Annotated in this window: 15 protein-coding genes; 11 read left to right on the top strand and 4 right to left on the bottom strand. The window is 64.4% G+C overall.

Annotation, left to right across the window (positions count from 1 at the left end; translation table 11 throughout):
- Window positions 1-8 precede the first annotated feature (8 nt).
- From MLB1_RS23180 to MLB1_RS23160, 5 genes are all read left to right on the top strand, one after another.
- The gene (locus MLB1_RS23180; protein ID WP_180752190.1) at window positions 9-1265 is read left to right on the top strand and encodes an MFS transporter; all 1257 of its coding nucleotides are present in this window, start codon (window positions 9-11) and stop codon (window positions 1263-1265) included.
- A 25-nt stretch (window positions 1266-1290) separates the two neighbouring features.
- The gene (locus tag MLB1_RS23175; RefSeq protein WP_180752189.1) at window positions 1291-2124 is read left to right on the top strand and encodes a mycofactocin-coupled SDR family oxidoreductase; all 834 of its coding nucleotides are present in this window, start codon (window positions 1291-1293) and stop codon (window positions 2122-2124) included.
- On the top strand, window positions 2121-3488 hold the full coding sequence (locus MLB1_RS23170; RefSeq protein ID WP_180752188.1) for an FAD-linked oxidase C-terminal domain-containing protein: 1368 nt from the start codon (window positions 2121-2123) through the stop codon (window positions 3486-3488). Before MLB1_RS23175 ends, MLB1_RS23170 begins: the two co-directional genes overlap by 4 nt.
- Window positions 3489-3602: 114 nt before the next feature.
- Window positions 3603-4844: a cytochrome P450 gene (locus MLB1_RS23165; RefSeq protein ID WP_180752187.1), complete on the top strand. Its 1242-nt coding sequence runs from the start codon at window positions 3603-3605 to the stop codon at window positions 4842-4844.
- 7 nt (window positions 4845-4851) lie between these two features.
- Window positions 4852-5463: a TetR/AcrR family transcriptional regulator gene (locus tag MLB1_RS23160; protein ID WP_180752186.1), complete on the top strand. Its 612-nt coding sequence runs from the start codon at window positions 4852-4854 to the stop codon at window positions 5461-5463.
- Here MLB1_RS23160 and MLB1_RS23155 read toward each other — a convergent pair.
- Together MLB1_RS23155 and MLB1_RS23150 are read right to left on the bottom strand one after the other, a co-directional pair.
- On the bottom strand, window positions 5366-6562 hold the full coding sequence (locus MLB1_RS23155) for an acyltransferase (RefSeq protein ID WP_180752185.1): 1197 nt from the start codon (window positions 6560-6562) through the stop codon (window positions 5366-5368). The genes MLB1_RS23160 and MLB1_RS23155 overlap by 98 nt on opposite strands.
- Complete coding sequence (locus tag MLB1_RS23150) at window positions 6559-8358, bottom strand: DEAD/DEAH box helicase (protein ID WP_180752184.1); 1800 nt, start codon at window positions 8356-8358, stop codon at window positions 6559-6561. The genes MLB1_RS23155 and MLB1_RS23150 overlap by 4 nt, the downstream gene beginning before the upstream one ends.
- A 90-nt stretch (window positions 8359-8448) precedes the next feature.
- Between MLB1_RS23150 and MLB1_RS23145 the strand changes: the two genes are divergently transcribed.
- The 4 genes from MLB1_RS23145 to MLB1_RS23130 are packed head-to-tail and all read left to right on the top strand — an operon-like array spanning window position 8449 to window position 14231.
- A complete protein-coding gene (locus tag MLB1_RS23145) occupies window positions 8449-9000 on the top strand; it encodes an LppP/LprE family lipoprotein (protein WP_180752277.1) in 552 nt (183 codons plus the stop codon).
- Between the two features lie 37 nt (window positions 9001-9037).
- Window positions 9038-12472 carry a TM0106 family RecB-like putative nuclease gene (locus MLB1_RS23140; protein WP_180752276.1) on the top strand — a complete coding sequence of 1145 codons (3435 nt, stop codon included), beginning with the start codon at window positions 9038-9040 and terminating at the stop codon, window positions 12470-12472.
- 20 nt (window positions 12473-12492) lie between these two features.
- A complete protein-coding gene (locus tag MLB1_RS23135; RefSeq protein ID WP_180752183.1) occupies window positions 12493-13881 on the top strand; it encodes an FAD-binding oxidoreductase in 1389 nt (462 codons plus the stop codon).
- Entirely contained in the window at window positions 13878-14231 is a 354-nt protein-coding gene (locus MLB1_RS23130) for a nuclear transport factor 2 family protein (protein WP_180752182.1), read from the top strand. Before MLB1_RS23135 ends, MLB1_RS23130 begins: the two co-directional genes overlap by 4 nt.
- On the opposite strand, the gene MLB1_RS23125 is transcribed toward MLB1_RS23130, so the two are convergent.
- Both MLB1_RS23125 and MLB1_RS23120 read right to left on the bottom strand, forming a co-directional pair.
- Window positions 14181-15650 (bottom strand): DHA2 family efflux MFS transporter permease subunit, encoded by a 1470-nt coding sequence (locus MLB1_RS23125; protein ID WP_180752181.1) that lies wholly within the window; start codon window positions 15648-15650, stop codon window positions 14181-14183. The two genes, MLB1_RS23130 and MLB1_RS23125, sit on opposite strands and share 51 nt — an antisense overlap.
- 21 nt (window positions 15651-15671) lie before the next feature.
- Window positions 15672-16955 carry a multidrug effflux MFS transporter gene (locus tag MLB1_RS23120; RefSeq protein WP_180752180.1) on the bottom strand — a complete coding sequence of 428 codons (1284 nt, stop codon included), beginning with the start codon at window positions 16953-16955 and terminating at the stop codon, window positions 15672-15674.
- A 359-nt stretch (window positions 16956-17314) separates the two neighbouring features.
- Here MLB1_RS23120 and MLB1_RS23115 point away from each other — a divergent pair, with 359 nt between their 5' ends.
- Both MLB1_RS23115 and MLB1_RS23110 read left to right on the top strand, forming a co-directional pair.
- Window positions 17315-18070: a hypothetical protein gene (locus MLB1_RS23115; protein WP_180752179.1), complete on the top strand. Its 756-nt coding sequence runs from the start codon at window positions 17315-17317 to the stop codon at window positions 18068-18070.
- A gap of 163 nt (window positions 18071-18233) precedes the next feature.
- Window positions 18234-21962: a multifunctional oxoglutarate decarboxylase/oxoglutarate dehydrogenase thiamine pyrophosphate-binding subunit/dihydrolipoyllysine-residue succinyltransferase subunit gene (locus MLB1_RS23110; RefSeq protein ID WP_180752178.1), complete on the top strand. Its 3729-nt coding sequence runs from the start codon at window positions 18234-18236 to the stop codon at window positions 21960-21962.
- Window positions 21963-22010 lie beyond the last annotated feature (48 nt).

Below are 22010 nucleotides of genomic sequence, written 5' to 3'. Positions count from 1 at the left end.
TCGGCGACATGTCCACTCCGACGGCGGATTCGCCGACAATCGATCAGGTGAATCGCCGGCCGGTCTTCCTGCTGCTCTTCGCATCCGTTGTGGCCGCCATCGGCAACGGTGTGTCGATCGTCGCGCTCCCCTGGCTGGTCCTGCAGCGCACCGGCTCTGCCGCGGATGCGGCCATCGTTGCCGCCGCCGGAACCCTGCCGCTGGTCTTCTCCACCCTGATCTCGGGAACCGCAGTCGACTTCTTCGGACGCCGCAAGATGTCGATCATCTCCGATGTCCTTTCTTTGTTGTCCGTCTCAGCCATACCGATTCTGGCCATGACGACCGGACTCAGCGTGCCTCTGCTCGCGGCCCTCGCCGCAATCGGCGCCATCTTCGATCCCGCCGGAATCACCGCACGCGAATCGATGCTGCCCGCCGCCGCGAAGGCTGCCGGCTGGTCGCTCGACCGGATGAACAGCATGTACGAGGCGGTATTCAACGTCGCGTACATCGTGGGCCCCGGTCTGGGCGGTCTGCTGATCGCCTCCATCGGCGGCGTCAACACCATGTGGGCCACTGCTTCGACCTTCGTCGTGTCCGCCCTGGCAATCGCCTTCCTCAAGGTCGAAGGTGGCGGGAAACCGGCCGCCGAAACCAAGCCCACCGGCGTCGTCAGCGGTGTGGTCGAGGGATTGAAATTCGTCTGGAACGTCAAGATCCTGCGCACCTTGGCGCTCATCGACATGGCCATCACGGCGTTGTATCTGCCGATCGAAAGTGTGCTGCTGCCCAAGCACTTCAGCGATGCCGGGACACCCCAGCAGCTCGGCTGGATACTCATGGCGATCTCTGTCGGCGGGCTGCTCGGCGCTCTCGGGTACGCCACCATGGTGCGCCACGTCCAACGCCGCACCATCATGGTGTGCGCCACCTTCACCGCCGGCATCACCACACTGGGCATGTCGCTCCTCCCGCCGATTGCCGTACTGCTGGTGCTCGGCGCATGCCTGGGCTTCATCTATGGGCCAGTGGCACCGATCGCCAACTACGTGATGCAGACCCGCTCCCCCGAACACATGCGCGGGCGGGTGGTGGGTGTCATGACGTCCACCGCGTACTGCGCCGGGCCGCTCGGGTTCATGCTTGCCGGACCCATCGCCGACAAGTTCGGCGTCGCCTCGACCCTGACCATCCTCGGGGTGCCCATGCTGCTCATCGCGGTCGCCAGCATCCGCATGCCCGTCTTGCGAGAGTTGGACCGGGAGGAACAGCGGCCCCAATAGAAGCCGACTCGGTAGGGTCGGCTCCGTGGCTGACTTCGAGGGAAAAATTGCACTGATCACCGGCGGCGCGCGCGGCATGGGCCGCTCACACGCCCTCGCTCTGGCCCAGGCGGGCGCCGATATCGCGCTCTGCGACCGCTGCGAAAACAGCGATGTCGTCGGGTATCCGCTGGCGACCGAGGCCGACCTCGCCGAGACGGTCGAATTGGTGAAAGCCACCGGACGCCGGTGTATCTCCGCGAAGCTCAACGTCACCGACCGACCGGCGCTGGAATCGTTTGTTGCCGAGGTCGAAGACTCGCTCGGCGGTATCGATATCGCGATCGCCAATGCCGGGGTCAGCACCATCGCGCTGCTGCCGGATGTCGAATCGGCGCAATGGGACGAGGTGATCGGCACCAATCTGACCGGAACCTTCAACACCATCTCGGCGGTCGCGCCCGGGATGATCAAACGCAACTACGGCCGGATCATCACCGTCTCCTCGATGCTCGGGCACAGCGCGACATGGGCTCAGGCCGCTTATGTTTCGTCCAAATGGGGTGTCATCGGACTGACGAAGGTCGCCGCGCACGACCTCGTGGGATATGGCATCACCGTCAACGCCGTCGCACCGGGCAATATCGAAACCCCCATGACGCAAAACGATTTCGTGTTCGGAATCATGCGACCCGATCTGGAGAAGCCCACCCTCAAGGATGTCGAGTCCGTCTTCGCCTCGCTGCACCTGCAATACGCACCCTTCCTCAAACCCGAGGAAGTCACCCGTGCCGTGCTGTTCTTGGCCCACGAAGGCAGCTCGCATATCACCGGCACCGTGCTGCCGATCGACGCCGGCGCGACGGCACGGATGATATGAGCCAGACCGCCCTCAACGAGCTCGCGACCACCCTCGGCGAGGGGGCGGTCATCACCGATCCCGATATCACCGCCTCCTACCGGCAGGACCGCGCCTTCGATCCGGAAGCGGGTTCGCCGCTGGCGGTGGTGCGTCCTGGCAGCACGGAAGAGGTTTCGCAGACACTGCGCTGGGCCAGCGCATATCGCATCCCCGTCATACCTCGTGGCGCCGGAACGGGGTTGTCGGGCGGTGCCACCGCCCAGGACGGCGCCATCGTGCTGTCGACCGAACGGATGCGCACCATCGCGATCGACACCACCACCCGGGTGGCCATTGCACAGCCCGGAGCCCTCAACGCCGAGGTTAAGGTGGCCGCCGCCGAGCATGGGCTCTGGTATCCGCCGGACCCGTCGTCATTCGAGATCTGCAGTATCGGCGGCAATATCGCCACCAATGCCGGCGGACTGTGTTGTGTGAAGTACGGCGTCACCACCGACTACGTGCTGGGCATGCACATTGTGTTGGCCGATGGCACGATCCTGAAACTTGGCGGCCCACGACTCAAAGACGTTGCCGGACTGAGCCTTACCAAACTCTTTGTGGGCAGCGAGGGCACATTGGGTGTTATCACCGAGGTCACGCTGCGGCTGCTGCCCCCGCAGCCGCCACCGTGCACCGTGGTGGCGACGTTCAATTCGGTGGCAGAGGCCGCCGATGCGGTGCTCGCGATCACCGCGCAGATCCGGCCGTCGATGCTGGAGTTCATGGACTCGGTGGCGATCAACGCCGTCGAGGACAAACTGAAAATGGGGCTGGCCCGCGACGCCGCCGCCATGCTCGTGGCCCGCTCGGACGAGCGTGGGCGAGCCTCCGCCGACGATGCACAGCTCATGAGCCAGATCTTCACCGATCACCATGCCGCCGAGGTCTTCTCCACCGACGATCCGGGCGAGGGGGAAGCATTTGTTGCAGCACGAAGGTTCGCGATCCCGGCGGTGGAGGCCAAGGGTCCGTTGCTACTCGAGGACGTGGGCGTCCCACTGCCAAGGCTCGCCGAGCTGGTGGAAGGCGTGGAAGCCATTGCCGCACAACAGCGGTTGCTTATCTCGGTGATCGCGCACGCCGGCGACGGCAACACGCATCCGCTCATCGTGCACGACCCCAATGACCCCGATGAATCCCAACGCGCCCATACCGCGTTCGGCCAGATCATGGATCTGGCGATATCGCTCGGCGGCACCATCACCGGCGAGCACGGAGTCGGACGGCTCAAGAAGCCATGGCTGGGCAATCAGGTCGGCCCCGAGGTGCTGGAAGTCAACCGCCGCATCAAGCAAGCACTCGACCCTGAGGGCATCCTCAACCCGGGCACGCTGATCTAGTTCTCGCGAGCAGACGTTTAGTGCACACCCCACCAGGGCTTTCTGTGCACTAAGCGTCTGCTCGCGAGGAAAACCGGTATTGACACTTTCACTGATATGCCTTACACATAAGACATGTCAGTTGATGTGTCTCATGCCGTTGTGCCGCGCTACATCCCCGGGGCCTCCGACAACTGGACCAATCCATGGCCGATGTACACGGCGCTCCGCGATCACGATCCGGTGCACCACGTGGTGCCCGAGCACGCGCCGACAGACGACTACTACGTGCTCACCCGGCATTCCGATATCTACGAGGCCGCTCGCGACTGGGAGACCTTCTCCTCCGCGAAGGGCCTCACCATCATGTATGGCGACCTGGAAAAGACCGGAATGGGCGACAATCCGCCCTTCGTGATGCAGGACCCGCCCACACACACCGACTTCCGCAAGCTGGTATCCCGCGGATTCACGCCGCGTCAGGTCACGTCCGTCGAACCCAAGGTGCGCGAGTTCGTGGTGGAACGCCTTGAGCGCCTTAAGGAACGCGGCGAGGGCGATATCGTCGTCGAACTTTTCAAACCGCTGCCCTCGATGGTCGTCGCACATTATCTAGGGGTGCCCGAAGAGGACCGCCAACAGTTCGACATCTGGACCGACGGCATCGTCGCGGCGGCATCCGGCGGCGCCATCGACATCGAGGCCATGCAAGGCGAGGTCGCACAGACCATCGGCGAGCTGATGATGTACTTCACCGGGCTCATCGAGCGGCGACGCGCCAAGCCCGAGGACGACACCGTCTCACACCTGGTCGCCGCAGGAGTCGGCGCCGACGGTGACATCAGCGGGACGCTCCAGATCCTCGGCTTCGCCTTCACCATGGTCACTGGAGGTAATGACACCACTACCGGAATGCTGGGCGGCGCAATACAACTGCTGCAACAAAACCCGGATCAGCGCCAGCGGCTGATCGACGATCAATCGCTTATCCCGGGCGCGGTGGAGGAATTCCTGCGCCTCACCTCTCCGGTGCAGGGCTTGGCACGTACCGCAACCCGTGACGTCACCATCGGCGATACCACCATCCCGGCGGGAAGGCGCGCGCTGCTGCTCTACGGCAGTGGCAACCGGGACGAGCGTGAATATGGCAATGATGCAGGCGAATTGGACGTCCTCCGGAAGCCGCGCAATATCCTCACCTTCAGCCATGGGAATCACCATTGCCTGGGCGCCGCGGCGGCGCGTATGCAATCGCGCATTGCACTCGAAGAACTTCTCACCCGCATACCCGATTTCGAGATCGACCTCGACGGGGTCACCTGGGCGGACGGCTCGTACGTGCGGAGGCCCCTGACGGTGCCCATCCGCGTGCGATGATCCTCTTGTGAGTTGGCTGGCTGATACCCGCTCGTCGGTGGCCGCGGAGAAGATTCTCGACGCCGCCGCCGAGCTGTTCGTGCGCGACGGCGTCGCTACCGTCGGCATGAACGAAATCGCCAAGGCCGCTGGGTGTTCCCGCGCAACGCTGTACCGGTATTTCGAGAATCGCGAGGCGCTGCATATTGCGTATGTGCACCGTGAAGCCGGGTCCATCACCGGGAAGGTCGCCACGGCCGTCGCCGGAGTCGACGATCCGACGGAGCGTCTGGTGGAAGCGATGCTCATCTCACTGCAACTGGTGCGAGAAAATCCCGCGTTATCGGCTTGGTTCCGGCCCGGTGAGTACTTCGGCGGATCGCTTGGCTTGCACTCCGAGGTCATCAACGCCATGGTGTCGGCATTCGTGGCGGCCGACGGCGTCACCACCGAAACTCACCTCAAGGCGAAATGGTATGTCCGGGTGATCATCTCACTGCTCGCCCACCCCGAGGACAATCCGGAGGACGAGCGGACGCTGATCACCGAGTTCGTTGCGCCGCTGCTTGCCTCAGACGTGAACCCCACCTCAGCAGCACCTGCACGGTCCGGTGGATCAGCCACGCAGCGGGCACGCTGACCAGCATCGATACCAGGAACACGATCACCACCGACCCGGTGTAGACGTGATAGTGCAGCAGGTCGACCATCACGATCTCCTGCAGGATCATGTGGATGAGGAACAGCTCATAGGAGATCTCACCCAGCCACACCATGGGCCGCGAGGCCAGGAACCTCACATACCAGCCGGTGTCGCCGAGCCCCGCAGGAGCGACCAACAGCGTCGCGATCACCACGTAGAAGATCGATTTCGTCAACGCCTGCGGCAGCGCCCACGGTGAGGTGGTGGGATCTCCCGCGATCCGCGTCGACACGATGAGGTAGCAGATGATCGCCAGCGGCACCGTCACCAGCGCGTAGCAGCGCACACCCATGACAGACAGAACGGACAAAATCATGCCGCCCACGAACCACGACAGATAGGCCGGCAGCCACAGCTTCGACCCATCCGGAAAAGCACTAATGGTGTACACCAGCGTCATCCACACCGGAGTCACCAGGGCGAGCACAGCCAGGCCGCCTAATAGGCGCCCCGGGTGCCACTGTCCCCCACAGAGTTTCTTGACGAGCAGCCACGCCAGGAAGGGCAACGCGACATAGAACGCCGCCTCCACGGCGAGGCTCCAGATCTGCGTCATCCCTTGGTGGATATAGCGATATCCGTAGTTGGAGGTGTAGATCTGGGTGAGCGTGAGATTCCGGAACAGACCCAGCCAGGTGTGTCCGGGGTTGGGGTACTGGTCCCGGATGTGATACCAGATGTAGGCGATCGCCACCAGAATCCAGTAGGCCGGCATGATGCGCCGAAACCTGTGCCAGGCATACCGTTTCACCGAGGGTGACGCGTTACCGTCGGCGGTCGCCCGCACCCAGGGCAGGAACAGCAGAAACCCCGACAGCACGAAAAAGATCGGCACACCGATCTCCAGGCGAGACTGCAACAAATTCAGATAGGCCCGCCATGGGGAAACCCCATCGACCACATAGTTCCCGGTGCTGTAGGCCGCGTGGGTGGCCACCACGAGGGTCGCGGCCACCGCCCGGATCCCGGTAAGCGCCGCGACACGTCCCGCTCCGGTGGCTACCGGGGCGCGACGGGCCTCGGACACCGCCGTCACGGCTTCTTCGGGGACCGCTTTGGCCTCTTCGCCCCCGAATGCTCGTGGCTGGTGTGTTTACGGTCGGAATGCTTGCGGTCCGTGAATTTGCGGTCGGGGCGTGCCGCGCCGTCGGACGGGCCCGCGGGGCGCAGTTCGATGAGCACACCTGAGATCCGCGTGCTCTCCAGAGCCTTCAGCGTCTTGGGCGACATTTTGGCAGGCAACTCGACAAGTGAATGGTCAGGCCGGATCGTGATGTGGCCGAAGTCGCTGCGGTGCAAACCGCCTTCGTTGGCTATCGCCCCCACGATGGCGCCGGGCATCACCTTGTGCCGCTTGCCGACGGCGATGCGGTACGTCGCCAGACCAGGAGTTCCTGGACGTGCCTCACGGGGCCCGCGCTCGGGGCGCTCGCCGCGCTCCTGGCGTGGGTCGCGGGGAGGATCGGGTTTCAGCAGGAACTGCTCACCGTCACGCGAAAGCACCGCCAGCGCGGCGGCTATATCGGCCACCGGCACATCGTTATCGCGTTCGTAGTCCTCCACGAGCCGACGGAAGAGCTCGACCTCCGGTGCCGAGAGCGCGGCCGTGATGGCATCGCGGAATTTAGTCACACGCTGGGCATTGACATCGTCGACCGATGGCAGCGCCTCCTCGGCAAGATTAGCTCCGGTCGCCTTCTCGATGGCCTTGAGCAGATGCCGTTCACGCGGAGACACGAACAACACCGCCGTGCCCGAGCGGCCCGCGCGACCGGTGCGGCCGATGCGGTGGACATACGACTCGGTGTCGTGCGGGATGTCGTAGTTCAGCACATGGGAGATGCGTTCGACGTCCAGGCCGCGCGCGGCGACGTCAGTGGCGACGAGGATGTCAACGGCACCGCTCTTCAGTCCGTTGATGGTGCGTTCGCGCTGGGACTGGTTGATATCGCCGTTGATCGCGGCCGCAGAGAACCCGCGCGCCTTGAGCTTGTCGGCCACCTCCTCGGTGGCCTGTTTGGTCCTGACGAACACGATCATCGCCTCGAAGGTCTCGACCTCGAGAATCCGGGTGAGCGCGTCCATTTTGCGATGTCCGGCCACCTGGATGAAGCGCTGGGTGATGTTCTCGGCGGTGGAGGTCTTCGCCTCAACCTTGATCTCGACCGGATCGTGCAGATACTTCTTGGTCAGCCGCCGGATGGTCGCGGGCATGGTGGCCGAGAACAGGGCTACCTGCTTGTACTCGGGGGTATCGGCCAGGATGCGTTCGACATCCTCGGCGAAGCCCATGGTCAGCATCTCGTCGGCCTCGTCCAACACCAGGTAGTCAAGATGCGAAAGATCGAGGGTGCCGCGTTCCAGGTGGTCGATGACACGCCCGGGGGTTCCGACCACGATGTGGGCGCCCCGCTTGAGCCCGGCCAGCTGCACCACATAGGACTGACCGCCGTAGATCGGCAGCACATTCAACTTGGGCAGATGTGCGCCGTACCGGCCGAAAGCCTCGGCGACCTGCAAGGCCAGCTCACGGGTGGGCGCGAGGACCAGCGCTTGGGTGTTCTTCGAGGTCAAGTCGATTTTTGAGAGAATCGGGATGGCGAACGCCGCCGTCTTCCCGGTGCCCGTCTGCGCCAGCCCCACCACATCCGAACCTGCTAGTAGCGGGGGGATGGTGGCGGCCTGGATCGCCGAGGGTGTTTCGTATCCCACGTCGGACACCGCACGCAGCACCGCGGGGGCGATCTGCAGGTCCGCGAAGGTGACGGCGTCATCCGCACGGGGTGCGATCGAATCGCCGGTGTCGGGCGTGGGGTTGTCTGTGGAGGTCATGGCGTTAAGAAGTCTAAGCGCAACTTCGCACAACTCCCGCCTCCGCTGAATCTTCGGTAAAAGTCGGTAGTGTGCGGGGCCGTGCGAAGGATGGTTCTGACAGCCGCGATCGTCTCGCTTTCAGCGCTCGCCTGCGCATGCACCGGTGGCGACACCACGGTGTCCAAGACCCCGACCAACACCATCACGTCCCCGCCATCGGCCGCGGGCGCCGCGGACCGGCCAAAGCCACCGCCATCGACCAAAGACGACTGCGCGGTCAACGTGAAGGACCCGGCGGTCGCGGCGGCCATCGCCCTGCTTCCCCCCGTGCCCAATAGCAGCGAGGCCACGTGGAATCCGGTGCCAGTCGCGGGGAACTACAGCAAGTGCGCTCCGCTGTCGGCGGTCATCGTCACCGCCGGTACGGGAACTAACCATTCGGGGGACTCCGGTACCCGCGCCGTGTTCTTCCACCTGGGCAATGTGATCTCCCACGGTGTTCCCGACACCTACGGCTACAACGCCATCGACCTGTCGGCGAGCACTTTAGACACTGTGGTGCTCAACTTCTCCAACGGCATACCTGGCCTGGAGAGCGTGGTGTCCTTCCGCTGGAACGGTTCTGGCGTGGAGAAAGTCCAAGCGGCAGCACCTCGGTAACGCCGATTCGTCGGTGGCAACACCTACAGTGATGCGGGTGTTCGTCCTCGACGGCCGGGTCGTCTACAGCGCTTCGGATCTCGCTTCCGCTGCACGCTGCGAGTACGCCCTGTTGCGGGCGTTCGATGCCAAGCTCGGTTGGGGACCGGCACCTCCGCGTGACGATGAACTACTGGCGCGTACCGCGACTTTGGGCGACGCCCACGAAGCCCATCACCTTGCCGAATTGCGGGAGCGTTTCGGCGCCGGGGTGGCCAGTATTCCCTTCCCCACATTCACGCTCGACGGCCTGAGCGCGGTCGCCGCACAGACTCGACAGGCCTTCAGCGAGGGGCATTCCGTCGTCTACCAGGCCGCGATGTTCGACGGTCGGTTTATTGGTTTCGCGGACTTCGTGGTGCGTGAGGGCGTTTCCGACGGCGGAAGCGCGTACCGGGTTTGTGACACCAAGCTGGCCCGCAGTGCCAAGGTGACGGCCTTGCTGCAATTGGCCGCCTATGCCGACAGTTTGGCGGCGACGGGTGTGCCGGTGTCAGCTGAGGTGCGATTGATTCTGGGCGACCGGTCGACCGTCGACTATCCGGTGGCCGATCTGGTAGGCGTGTACCGGCAGCGGCGAATCCAATTGCAGGACTTGCTTGATCGCCATCTGGCGGGCGGTGTGCCGGTGGACTGGGCCGATGACACCGTGCGTGCCTGCTTCCGTTGCCCGGCCTGCGGGCCCGAGGTCGAGCGCACCGATGATCTGCTGCTGGTCGCCGGCCTGCGAGTCAGCCAGCGTGCGGCACTGTTGGAGGCTGAGGTCAGCACCGTCGTGGAGCTGGCCGAGCGCACCGAGCCCGTCGCCGATCTGTCGGCGCGCAGCCTGCAGCAGCTCACCGCGCAAGCCCGCTTACAGGTTCGCCAACGAGAAAGCGGTACACCGCAGTTCGAGGTGGCCGACCCGGTTCCGCTGGGTACGTTGCCCGCGCCGAACCCCGGAGACATCTTCTTCGACTTCGAGGGTGATCCGCTGTGGACCGAGGACGGTGTGCAGTGGGGGCTGGAGTATCTGTTCGGGGTGCTCGAATACGACCGATCCGGAAACGAGAAGTTCCGGCCGATTTGGGCGCACGATCGCCGTAGTGAGCGTCGGGCGTTGGTTGCGTTCCTAGACCTGGTGGCCAAGCGTCGACACCGCAATCCGGGGATGCATATCTACCACTACGCGGCATATGAGAAGACCGCGCTGCTGCGCCTGGCCGGACGATACGGCGTCGGCGAGGAACAGATCGACGACTTACTGCGCGATAACGTGCTGGTCGATCTTTACCCGTTGGTACGCAAGAGCATTCGGTCGGGTTCGAGCGGCTACGGCCTCAAGGCCCTCGAACCCCTGTTCATGGACGGTAAACGCTCCGGCGAGGTGACTACTGCGACCGATTCGATCACCGAGTATGCGCGGTACTGCGCATTGCGCGATAACGGCGATCCGGCGGCGCAGGAGGTGCTGGACGCGATCGCCGAATACAACCGCTATGACTGCGCATCGACCCGCAAGCTGCGGGATTGGCTGCTGATGCGGGCTTTCGAGCACGGCGTCACCCATCTGTCCTCCTCGGGTTCCGTGGCCGAGGAAACCGAGCCGGAACCCGACGCGGTCGGCCTGGCCCTGGCGGCGTTCGTGGGTGATTCCGGCCCAGCGGATCGCAGTGCCGACCAGACGGCGGTCGCCATGGTGTCGGCAGCGCGCGGGTATCACACCCGGGAACGTAAACCGTTCTGGTGGAGCCACTTCGACAGGCTGAACAACCCAGTCGACGAGTGGGCCGATACCGCAGGTGTTTTCATCATCGACAGCGCCGAGCTGGTTGAGGACTGGCACAAATCGGGCAATCAGCGCAAGCTCCGACGACATGTGAGGGTGACGGGCGACCTTGCCGGTGGCGTCCTCGACGACAGCATTTACGCACTCTATGAACCGCCGGCCCCGGCGGGGCTAGGCGACGGAGATCCCGACCGACGCGCCGCCGGGTCGGCGAGTGTCGTCGAGATTACCGAGTCCGGTGGTGTACCCGTCGATGTGACGATTCAGGAGCTCACACCCAAGAACGGCGAGCCGTTTCACACAATGCCAATGGCTTTGGCACCGGGATCGCCGGTGATGACCAAGGCGCTGGAGGCCGCCATCGAGGAGGTCGCCGCCGCCGTCGTCGATGGGCTGCCCGCTACGCCCACGACCGCCTCTCTCGATATCCTCTTGCGCCGCAACCCCCGTGGTGGTGAGTTGCCGACGGTAGGTGACAACGGGTATGCCGGAGCAATCACCACCGCGCTGCGAGGCCTGGATTCCTCATACCTTGCCGTGCACGGACCGCCGGGAACCGGCAAGACCTTCACCGCGGCACATGTCATCGCCGAACTGGTGACACAGGACCGATGGCTGATCGGCGTGGTCGCTCAATCGCATGCCGTCGTGGAACACCTCCTCGACCAAGTGGTCGCGGCGGGGGTCCCGCCCGGGCGCGTCGCCAAGAAGGCGTCTCCGTACAGCGGAGAAGCTGCCTGGACGCAGATTCGGGACAGCGACTACGCCGGATTCATCGCCTCCCACGCCGGCGAGGGGGCAGTGATCGGTGGCACCGCATGGGATTTCGCGAATGTGGGGCGGGTACCCGACGGCGCGTTGCGCCTGCTGGTGATTGACGAGGCCGGCCAGTTCAGTTTGGCGAACACGCTTGCGGTGGCGCGTTCCGCACGGAACCTGCTGCTGCTCGGCGATCCCCAGCAGCTGCCGCAGGTGTCTCAGGGTGTGCATCCCGAACCCGTCGACGGCTCGGCGTTGGGCTGGCTGGTCGAAGGAAACGGTGCGTTGCCCGCGACCCGTGGATACTTCCTGGAACGCTCGTACCGTATGCATCCGGCTTTATGCGAACGGGTTTCGCAGCTGTCCTATGACGGGGAACTTGAGTCTGCGGCGCCTGTGCGCGTGCTGGCGGGCCAGACCCCGGGAGTGCGGACGGTCCTGGTCGATCATCAGGGCAATGCGACCAGTAGCCCGCAGGAGGCTTCCGCTATTGCCGCCGAGATAGGCGCGTTGATCGGTACGAACTGGACCGACGAGTCCGGCAGCCGAGCGTTGGAACAGTCCGATGTGTTGGTGGTCGCGCCGTACAACGCGCAGGTGCTGACGTTGCGGGCCACGCTGGCCACCGCCGGACTGGACCGGGTGTTGGTGGGGACCGTCGACAAGTTCCAGGGCAGACAGGCGCCGGTGGTGTTCGTGTCGATGACCGCATCCGCCGTTGATGACGTGCCTCGCGGCATGTCATTCCTGCTCAACCGAAACAGGTTGAATGTAGCGATCAGCCGAGCCAAGTACCAGGCGACCATCGTGCGCTCCCCCGCGCTGACCGAGTACCTCCCGGCCACGCCTGACGGCTTGGTGGAACTCGGGGCGTTCCTGGCGCTAAGCCCGGATCCAACGCGGTAGCGCCGTGCCAGACTGAGCCCATGTCCGCGCTCGTCGATGCCCTGGTTCAGATTGTCGGCGACAGGTACGTCAGCACCGACCCCGACGTGCTCGCCGGACGAGTCATCGATCACACCGGGCGATACAGCGGTAAGGCGAGCATCCTGGCGCGCCCCGGGTCCGCCGACGAAGTCGCCGCGGTCCTGGAGACCTGCAAGGAACACAGGCAGTCCGTCACAACCCAGGGTGGGCGCACCTCGATGGTCGCCGGGACGGTCCCCGAGCACGACGATGTGCTGTTGTCCACCGAACGGCTCACCGATATCGGCCCCATCGACACCGTCGATCGACGCGTCCGGGTCGGCGCGGGAGTCACCCTCGCGGCCTTGCAGCAGGCAGCCGCCAGGGAGAACCTGCAATTCGGTGTCGACATCGGATCACGCGATTCGGCCACCGTCGGCGGTATGGCATCCACCAACGCGGGCGGGCTGCGCACCGTCCGCCACGGAAACATGCGTGAGCAGGTGATCGGTGTCCAGGTCGTATTACCCGACGGCTCAATCATGGAGCGTCACAGCGATGTTCGCGCCGACAACACGGGCTACGATCTGACCAGCCTATTCGTCGGGGCCGAGGGCACCCTCGGGGTCATCACAGCCCTCGAACTGCGATTACATCCGGTTCCTAAACACCGCGTTGCCGCGATCACCGGATTTGATGATCTCGATCAGCTCGTGGAAGCCAGTCGGATTTTCCGCGATCTGAACGGTATCGCCGCGCTGGAACTCATGGACTCCCGGTTGGGCGTACCAAGCCCGGTCGACAACCCCTGGCTGCTGCTCATCGAACTCGCTCGCGATAGCGATCCCACCGAGGACCTGGCCGAAGCCCTGGACGCCGCCGGAGTGGCAGAGCAGGCGGCCGTCGGCCTGGACGCCACCTCCCGCGAACGCCTATGGCAGGTACGCGAATCCATCGCCGAAGCGCTGGGCACATACGGCCCACCGCTGAAATTCGATGTGGCACTCCCGCTGACACATATCGGCGAGTTCGAGCGGCGCGCCGCTGCGCTGATCGCCGAGACGGTTCCCAACGCGATCCCCGTGCTGTTCGGCCACGTAGGCGAAGGCAACCTGCATTTAAATGTGTTGCGCTGCCCCGACTCCACCACGTTGTATCAGCCCATGATGACGCTCATCGCCACCCTGGGCGGCAACGTCAGCTCCGAACACGGAGTCGGGACACTCAAACGCGATTACCTCGGTATGGCCCGCACGCCCGGGGATATCGCCGCCATGCGGGCAGTCAAGACGGCCTTCGATCCCACCGGATTCCTCAACCCCGCGGTGCTATTCGGGCGAAGCGCGGAAGAAGACAACACGAGCGGGCGAAGCCCGGCAGGAAGCAGCACAGTCGGAGACCAACGATGAGACGCGCAGTCGACCCCGATGAATTCACCGAAGCGTGGTTCGCTGCGTGGAATGCTCACGATGTCGAGGCAGTGCTTGCGCATTTCCACGAGGACGCGGTCTTCACCTCGCCGTATGCCGCGCAGATTGTGCCCGACAGCCGCGGCGTCGCCAAGGGCAAGGAGGCGATACGCGCCTACTGGTCCACGGCACTCGAGAGCAACCCGGATCTGCACTTTGAACCCGTCAACGTCTACGTGGGCGTGCAAGCTCTCGTCATCAACTACCGGAACCACCGGGGTGACCTGGTGAATGAGGTCCTAATCTTCAACGGGGACACCGTGATCGAGGGACACGGCACCTACCTCTGAACCGGCGGGCCGCATGAACAGCGCGGCCACCAAACCGACCACCAACGCGACAATCCCCAGCAGCATCGACTGCGCCATCGCCGCCGAGAACGGCGCGCGCAACGACTCTGGCAGCGCCCCCACGTGCTCTGAAGATCCGCCCGGCGGCGAAGGCATTTCAGCAGCCAGCCGCGCGGACATCAACGCGCCCATCGCCGAACTACCCACCACCCCGCCGGTCTGGCGCAGAGTGTTGTAGACGCCCGAGCCCGCGCCCGCCACCGCAGCCGGCAGGTTCCGGGTTGCGGTGGTGGCCAACGGACCCCATATGCAGGCCATGGCCGCGCCGATACCCACCGCGGGCAGCATAAGCTGCCACATCTGCGTCTCGGGCCGCATCATCGCCGTCCACCACAGCGTCGAGGAGATCATCAACGAGATGCCACCGCCGATCAGTATCGACGGACGTACCCGATCGACAAGCCACCCGGCCAGCGGCGCCAAGACCCCGCTCACGATCGCCGTCGGGGCCTGCGTCAACGCCGCCTTGGTCGGCGAAAAACCCAGCGCCAGTTGCGTGTAGAACATCATCGGCAGACTGGTGGAGATCACGCAGAAACTCATCGACGCAATGCTCACACCAGATAACGAAAAATTGCGGTCCGCGAACAACCGCAGCGGTATCAGTGGCTCGTTGCGGTTCGCGGACTGCCACCACACAAACACGCCGAGCGCCGCCAGACCGGCCACCATCAGCACCCAGATGCCCGGCGCCCAGTGGAAGCTCTCCCCCTCCTGCAGGGCGAAGACGAACGCGAACATACCGACTGCCGAAAGCGCCATACCGCGCAGATCCAACCGATGTGGACGTGTCGGCATCCGCGGAATGTAGATCGCGCCCAGGATCATTCCCAGCACACCCACCGGAACGTTCACGTAGAAGATCCACTGCCAGCCCCACCCATCGACCAGCACCCCACCGGCTACCGGACCGACCAGGGTCGCGATCCCCGCGACCGCACCCCACACCCCCATCGCGGTACCGCGTCGCTCCGGCGGGAACACCCGCTGCACCACCGTCAAAGTCTGTGGTGTCAGCATCGCCGCACCGACGCCCTGCACCACACGCGCGGCGATGAGCATGCCGATCGATCCGGCCAGCCCACACCACAGAGAGGCGGCGGTGAACACGGCCAGCCCCGCCAGGTACATCGATCGTGGCCCGAACTGATCCCCCAGCCGCCCAGTAATCAGCAGCGGCACCGCGTAACCAAGGAGGTAAGCGCTCGTCACCCACACGGTCGCCGAGTAGTCGGCACCGAAACCGGCCTTGATGGCGGGATTGGCGACCGACACGATCGTCGAGTCGAGCAGGATCATGAACAGCCCGAACAGCACCACCCACAACGTCCTCCACGGACGCGGGTACTCGGGTTGCATAGGCCTCGATCTAGTCGGTGGTCAGGCGGTGGCGCGGTTTCTCACCATGGCCAGCCCGGCCAAGGCCAGCACCACCCCGATCGTCATGACGATAGCCACGGCCAGTGCGTTGTTGCCCAGCGCCCCGACCAGTGGCGCGATCACCGCACCCACACCGAACTGCGCCGCACCCAGCACTGCCGCCGAGGTACCGGCCGCCTCACCGTGCCGGGACAACGCCAGTGCCGGGGCATTGGGGATGACGAATCCCATCAACGCCATCAGCGTCCACACCGGAGCCACGAATCCGACGAGCCCTCCGATGCCGAGCCCGGCCAGCACCAGCAACACCACCGCCGGAATCAGGGCCAGCGACAAGCACCACTGCACGATCTGCTGCGGTTCGAATCGGTTGAGTAACACCACATTCAGCTGTGAGGCCGCGACAAACGCAATGGCGCCCGCACCGAACACAATGGCGAAAACCTGCTGGTTCATGCCGTATTGGCCTTGCAACACGAAGGACGCACCCGAGATGTACGCGAACAAACCGGATAGCGAGAGCCCGGCGACAAGCACAAGAACCACGAACACCTTGTCGCGCAACAGATCGCGATAGGTCCGCAGAATCGACCGCGCATGCAGCGGCCGCCGTGCTGCCGGCGGCAGCGTCTCCGGCAGCGCCACCACGGCAAGGATGAGGAGCAACACCCCAAGACAGGACAGTGCGGCGAACACGTTCTGCCACGAGCCGTGCACCAGCACGGCGGCGCCCAGCGACGGGGCCAGAATCGGCGCGATACCGATCACCAGGGTGAGTCGGGATATCACGGTGGCCGCGGCCTTATCGGTGTACAGATCGCGCACCACCGCCATCGCCACGACCATCGCTGCCGCGGCGCCCACCCCTTCAATCGCCCGCAATACACCCAGCACCACGATGTTCGGAGCCATGGTGATGGCCAGCGACGCCACGACATGCAGGGCCGCCCCAGCGATCAACGGCAAGCGTCTACCCAACGAATCAGACAGCGGCCCGACCAACAGCTGCCCCAGTCCCAGCCCCACCAGTGTTCCAGTGAGTGTCAGCTGCGTGAGAGTCGAGTTGACGTGCAGATCCGACCCGATATCGGGCAGGGCCGGCAGGTACATGTCGATGGTGAGCGGCCCCAAGGCAACCATCGCGCCCAGCACGGTGATGAGCCACGCTCTGCCCAGACGTGTAGAGGGCGCCGACACCGAACCGACCGGCGTCGGAGTGTCCGTCGCGACGTCCGTGGTCTTCTCGGTCCGGGCAGCAGTCACCTCAGTGCTCAGCGCACGCACGCTATAAATCCTTCCCTCGTCTAACAAATGTGAGCTGTGTCTCACGGGCAGGTGTGGCACCGGAGATGCCCCCGCCCGCGATTCCTAGCGCAACGACTTTGCTCAAGATCATCCGAATCCCCGTTTCCCCACCACAAGCGGGGTCGCCTGCAAGACCGTCTCAGGTTACCTATCAACCGACCCTCCGACCAGCCAAATCACTGTGTGAACAAATGCATCGCACACTCAAAAATGTCATGCAAAACACCTCGTTGAGCCGCCACGCAAGGAACGAAAGACACACGTCATTCGTCTTCACTACTGTGAGGATGGAACTTCGCTCGCACCAGTGGACCCCACCGACTAAGGAACACACGCCGATGAGCACTCGCATCACCGAACAGCAGCGACAGCTCGCGCTGGGAGGCAAGGGTAAGGAGTCCAAACCCGGGGCCTCCGGCAAGCTGCTCTCGCTCATCCTGGATCAGAGCACCAAGGTTCAGGAGCCCGCGGTCCGCGCGTATGTGCAGAAGCTGCGCGCCACCCACCCCGATGCCACACCGCGGGACCTCATCGCGATGCTGGAGAAACGGTACCTGGCGACGGTGATAGGCAGTGGCGCAGCGGTCGGTGCCGCCGCCGCATTCCCGGGGGTGGGCACGCTGGCCGCGCTGTCGGCGACCGCCGGTGAGGCGGTTCTGTTCCTCGAGGCGACATCGTTGTTCACTCTCGCGCTGGCCGCCGTCCACGACATCGAGCTCGCCAAGGTCGAGCACCGGCACACACTGGTGCTCGCGGTCCTGCTGGGCGAGGACGGAGAGACAACGGTCTCCGATGTGCTGGGCAAGGAGCGCACCGTCGGAGGCGGCTGGCTGGCCGAAGCCACCTCGACCCTGCCGGTCCCCGCACTCAGTCACTTGAACGCCACCCTGCTCAAACGGTTCACCAAGAAGTTCGCGGTGAAACGCGGGGCAATGGCATTCGGCAAGCTGTTACCCGCCGGGATCGGCGCCGTCATCGGGGCCGGTGGCAACCGGTTCATCGGAAAACGGATAATCACCAACGCGCGTAATGCCTTTGGGTCGCCCCCAAAGTCGTGGCCGGCGCAGCTGCGTCTGGTCGCGCCCGGGCGCTAGCACCCCTGACGTCGCGTGTTCACCGCCGGGCAGTGCTCCGGTCACTATCGGCGCCGATGATGTCGCCCCTGTCATGGAACGGTGACATGTCGCCCCCAATGGCGACGCGTTAGCCTGGTACCGGTCGCATATGGGTTGCACAAGGAAAGAGGCGAAGACTGCCGTGAACGGTTCAAATCCCCAATTCGGGCAGAACGAATGGCTGGTCGAGGAGATGTACCGCCGATTCAAGGAGGACCCGGCGTCGGTGGACTCCAGTTGGCATGAATTTCTGTCCGACTTTGGAGCCGAATCAATAGCCGAGCCGGTGACCGAATCGGCCGGCGCCGCGGCCAACGGTCAAGCGGCCGCCCCCGCACCGACCTCTGCAACACCCGCGCCTGCCGCACCGCCCGCCGCACCCGCGCCCGCCGCACCGGCGACTCCCGCACCGGCAGCTGCGCCGACCCCCGCTCCCGCCGTACCGAAACCGGCCGCCGCTCCGCTGCCGACAGCGGAAGGTGACGAGACCCAGGTGCTGCGGGGCGCTGCCGCAGCCGTCGTCAAGAACATGTCGGCCTCCCTCGAGATTCCGACCGCCACCAGCGTCCGGGCCATCCCCGCGAAACTGATGATCGACAACCGCATCGTCATCAACAATCACCTCAAGCGCACCCGCGGCGGCAAGATTTCCTTCACCCATCTGCTGGGCTACGCCATCGTTCAGGCCGTCAAGAACTTCCCGAACTTGAACCGGCATTTCGCCGAGGTGGACGGGAAGCCCACGGCCGTAACGCCCGCTCACATCAACCTGGGACTGGCTATCGACCTGCCCGGCAAGGACGGTAACCGCACCCTTGTCGTGGCCGCCATCAAGGGCTGCGAGACAATGGCTTTCGGCCAGTTCATCACCGCCTACGAGGACATCGTGCGGCGCGCACGGGACGGCAAGTTGACGGCCGAGGACTTCTCCGGGGTCACGATCTCGCTGACCAATCCGGGCACCATCGGCACCGTGCACTCGGTGCCCCGCCTCATGCGCGGTCAGGGTGCCATCGTCGGTGCCGGCGCGCTGGAGTACCCCGCGGAGTTCCAGGGCGCCAGCGAGGAGCGCATCTCCGATCTGGGCATTGGCAAGCTCATGACGCTGACGTCCACCTACGATCACCGCATCATCCAGGGTGCCGAATCCGGCGATTTCCTGCGCACGGTGCATCAGCTGCTGCTCTCCGACGACTTCTTCGACGACATCTTCCGTGAGCTGGGCATCCCCTACGAGCCAGTGCGCTGGCGCATCGACAACCCCGACTCGATCCTCGACAAGAACGCTCGGGTGCTGGAACTGATTGCGGCATACCGCAACCGGGGCCATTTGATGGCCGATACCGATCCGCTGCGTCTGGACAAGACCCGTTTCCGCAGCCACCCCGATTTGGATGTACTCACCCACGGTCTGACCCTGTGGGACTTGGACCGCGAGTTCAAGGTCTCCGGGTTCAAGGGTCAGGAGTATATGAAGCTGCGCGATGTGCTCTCGGTGCTGCGCGACGCGTACTGCCGGCACGCCGCAGTGGAATACACCCACATCCTGGAGCCCGAACAGCAGAAGTGGCTACAGGATCGCATCGAGGTCAAGCACGATAAGCCCACCGTCGCCGAGCAGAAGTACATCCTCTCCAAGCTCAATGCCGCCGAGGCGTTCGAGACCTTTTTGGCCACCAAATATGTTGGACAGAAACGGTTCTCGCTGGAGGGCGCCGAGGGTGTCATCCCGATGATGGACGCCGTCATCGACCAGAGTGCCGAGCACAGCCTCGACGAGGTGGTCATCGGTATGCCGCACCGCGGCCGCCTCAACGTGCTGGCGAACATCGTCGGCAAGCCGTACTCGCAGATCTTCACCGAGTTCGAGGGCAACCTGAACCCGGCGCTCGCGCACGGCTCTGGTGACGTGAAGTACCACCTGGGCGCCTCCGGCACCTACATCCAGATGTTCGGCGAGAACGACATTGAGGTGTCCCTGACGGCCAACCCCTCGCACTTGGAGGCCGTGGACCCGGTGCTGGAAGGCCTGGTGCGGGCCAAACAGGATGTCCTCGACGTCGGCACCGACGGCGGCCGCTTCACGGTGGTGCCCCTCATGCTGCACGGTGACGCCGCATTCGCCGGACAGGGCGTGGTTGCCGAAACCCTGAACCTCGCCAACCTCCCCGGTTACCGGACCGGCGGCACCATTCACATCGTGGTCAACAACCAGATCGGTTTCACCACCGCACCGGAGCATTCGCGATCCAGCGAGTACTGCACCGACGTCGCGAAAATGATTGGGGCGCCAATCTTCCACGTCAACGGGGACGACCCCGAGGCGTGCGTCTGGGTGTCTCGACTGGCCGTCGACTTCCGGCAGCAGTTCAACAAGGACGTCGTCATCGACCTTGTCTGCTACCGCCGTCGCGGCCACAACGAGGGCGACGATCCCTCGATGACCAACCCGCAGATGTACGAGGTGATCGACACCAAGCGCGGTGTGCGCAAGACCTACACCGAGTCTCTGATTGGCCGCGGCGATATCTCGATGAAGGAGGCCGAGGACGCGCTGCGCGATTACCAGGGCCAGCTGGAGCGGGTGTTCAACGAGGTTCGCGATCTGGAGAAGTACAAGCAGCGGGCCAGCGAGTCGGTCGAAGAAGACCAGCAGCTGCCGCAGAAGCTGGTCACCGCCGTCGACAAGGCGCTGCTGCAGCGCATCGGTGACGCGTTCCTGGCGGTACCGGAGAACTTCAGCGTGCATCCGCGCGTCAAGCCGGTGCTGGAAAAGCGCCGCGAGATGTCCTACGAGGGCAAGGTCGACTGGGCCTTCGGAGAGCTACTTGCGCTCGGCACTCTCGTCGCCGAGGGCAAGGTGGTGCGGCTCACGGGCCAGGACTCCAAGCGCGGCACCTTCACCCAGCGCCATGCGGTGATCATCGACCGGCACACCGGCACCGAGTTCTCCCCACTGCAGCTGGTTGGCACCGATACCGGGGGCAACCCCACCGGTGGGCGTCTTGTGGTGCATGACTCGTCGCTGTCCGAATACGCTGCCGTTGGCTTCGAGTACGGCTATTCCGTGGGCAATCCCGACGCAATGGTGTTGTGGGAGGCGCAGTTCGGTGACTTCGTCAACGGCGCACAGTCCATCATCGACGAGTTCATCTCGTCGGGAGAGGCCAAATGGGGTCAGCTCTCCGAGGTGGTGTTACTGCTCCCCCACGGCCACGAAGGCCAGGGCCCCGATCACACTTCGGGCCGCATCGAACGGTTCCTACAGCTGTGCGCCGAGGGCTCGATGACGGTGGCGATGCCGTCCACACCCGCCAACTACTTCCACCTATTGCGCCGGCACGCCCTGGACGGCATCACCCGGCCGATGGTGGTGTTCACGCCGAAGTCCATGTTGCGCAACAAGGCCGCGGTCAGCGATATCAAAGACTTCACCGACCGCAAGTTCCGATCGGTTCTCGAAGAGGCCGGCTACGAAGACGGTGTCGGTGATCGCAGCAAGGTCCGCAGGATCCTGCTGACCAGCGGCAAGCTGTACTACGACCTGCTGGCACGTAAGAACGCCGACAAGCGCGACGACGTTGCGATCGTGCGCATCGAGCAGCTGTACCCCATCCCGCGCTACCGCCTGGAGGAGACTCTCGGCCGGTATCCCGATGGAACGCAGTACGTCTGGGTGCAAGAAGAGCCCGCCAACCAGGGCGCGTGGCCGACCTTCGGCCTGAACCTGCCCGAGGTGGTACCGCGTCTGACGGGTCTCACCAAGATCTCCCGGCGTGCCATGTCTGCACCTTCCTCCGGCTCATCGAAGGTGCATGCCGTCGAGCAGCAGGAGATCATCGACGAGGCATTCGCTCCCACATCTGAGTAGGAGTGAGCGAACCCAAGATCAGGCCCGCCCCTTAGGGGGTGGGCCTGA

The sequence above is a fragment of the Mycobacteroides sp. LB1 genome (assembly GCF_013449725.1).
Taxonomy (GTDB): domain Bacteria; phylum Actinomycetota; class Actinomycetes; order Mycobacteriales; family Mycobacteriaceae; genus Mycobacterium.
Note: the sequence above shows the minus strand (reverse complement) of the source record. Positions and strands in the feature narration are given on the sequence as shown.

Bases quoted from the DNA above. Each gene is read 5' to 3' on its own strand.
- MLB1_RS23180 (WP_180752190.1), top strand. From the start codon at position 9: ATGTCCACTCCGACGGCGGATTCGCCGACAATCGATCAGGTGAATCGC.
- MLB1_RS23170 (WP_180752188.1), top strand. From the start codon at position 2,121: ATGAGCCAGACCGCCCTCAACGAGCTCGCGACCACCCTCGGCGAGGGG.
- MLB1_RS23165 (WP_180752187.1), top strand. From the start codon at position 3,603: ATGTCAGTTGATGTGTCTCATGCCGTTGTGCCGCGCTACATCCCCGGG.
- MLB1_RS23150 (WP_180752184.1), bottom strand. From the start codon at position 8,358: ATGACCTCCACAGACAACCCCACGCCCGACACCGGCGATTCGATCGCA.
- MLB1_RS23145 (WP_180752277.1), top strand. From the start codon at position 8,449: ATGGTTCTGACAGCCGCGATCGTCTCGCTTTCAGCGCTCGCCTGCGCA.
- MLB1_RS23135 (WP_180752183.1), top strand. From the start codon at position 12,493: ATGTCCGCGCTCGTCGATGCCCTGGTTCAGATTGTCGGCGACAGGTAC.
- MLB1_RS23130 (WP_180752182.1), top strand. From the start codon at position 13,878: ATGAGACGCGCAGTCGACCCCGATGAATTCACCGAAGCGTGGTTCGCT.
- MLB1_RS23125 (WP_180752181.1), bottom strand. From the start codon at position 15,650: ATGCAACCCGAGTACCCGCGTCCGTGGAGGACGTTGTGGGTGGTGCTG.
- MLB1_RS23115 (WP_180752179.1), top strand. From the start codon at position 17,315: ATGAGCACTCGCATCACCGAACAGCAGCGACAGCTCGCGCTGGGAGGC.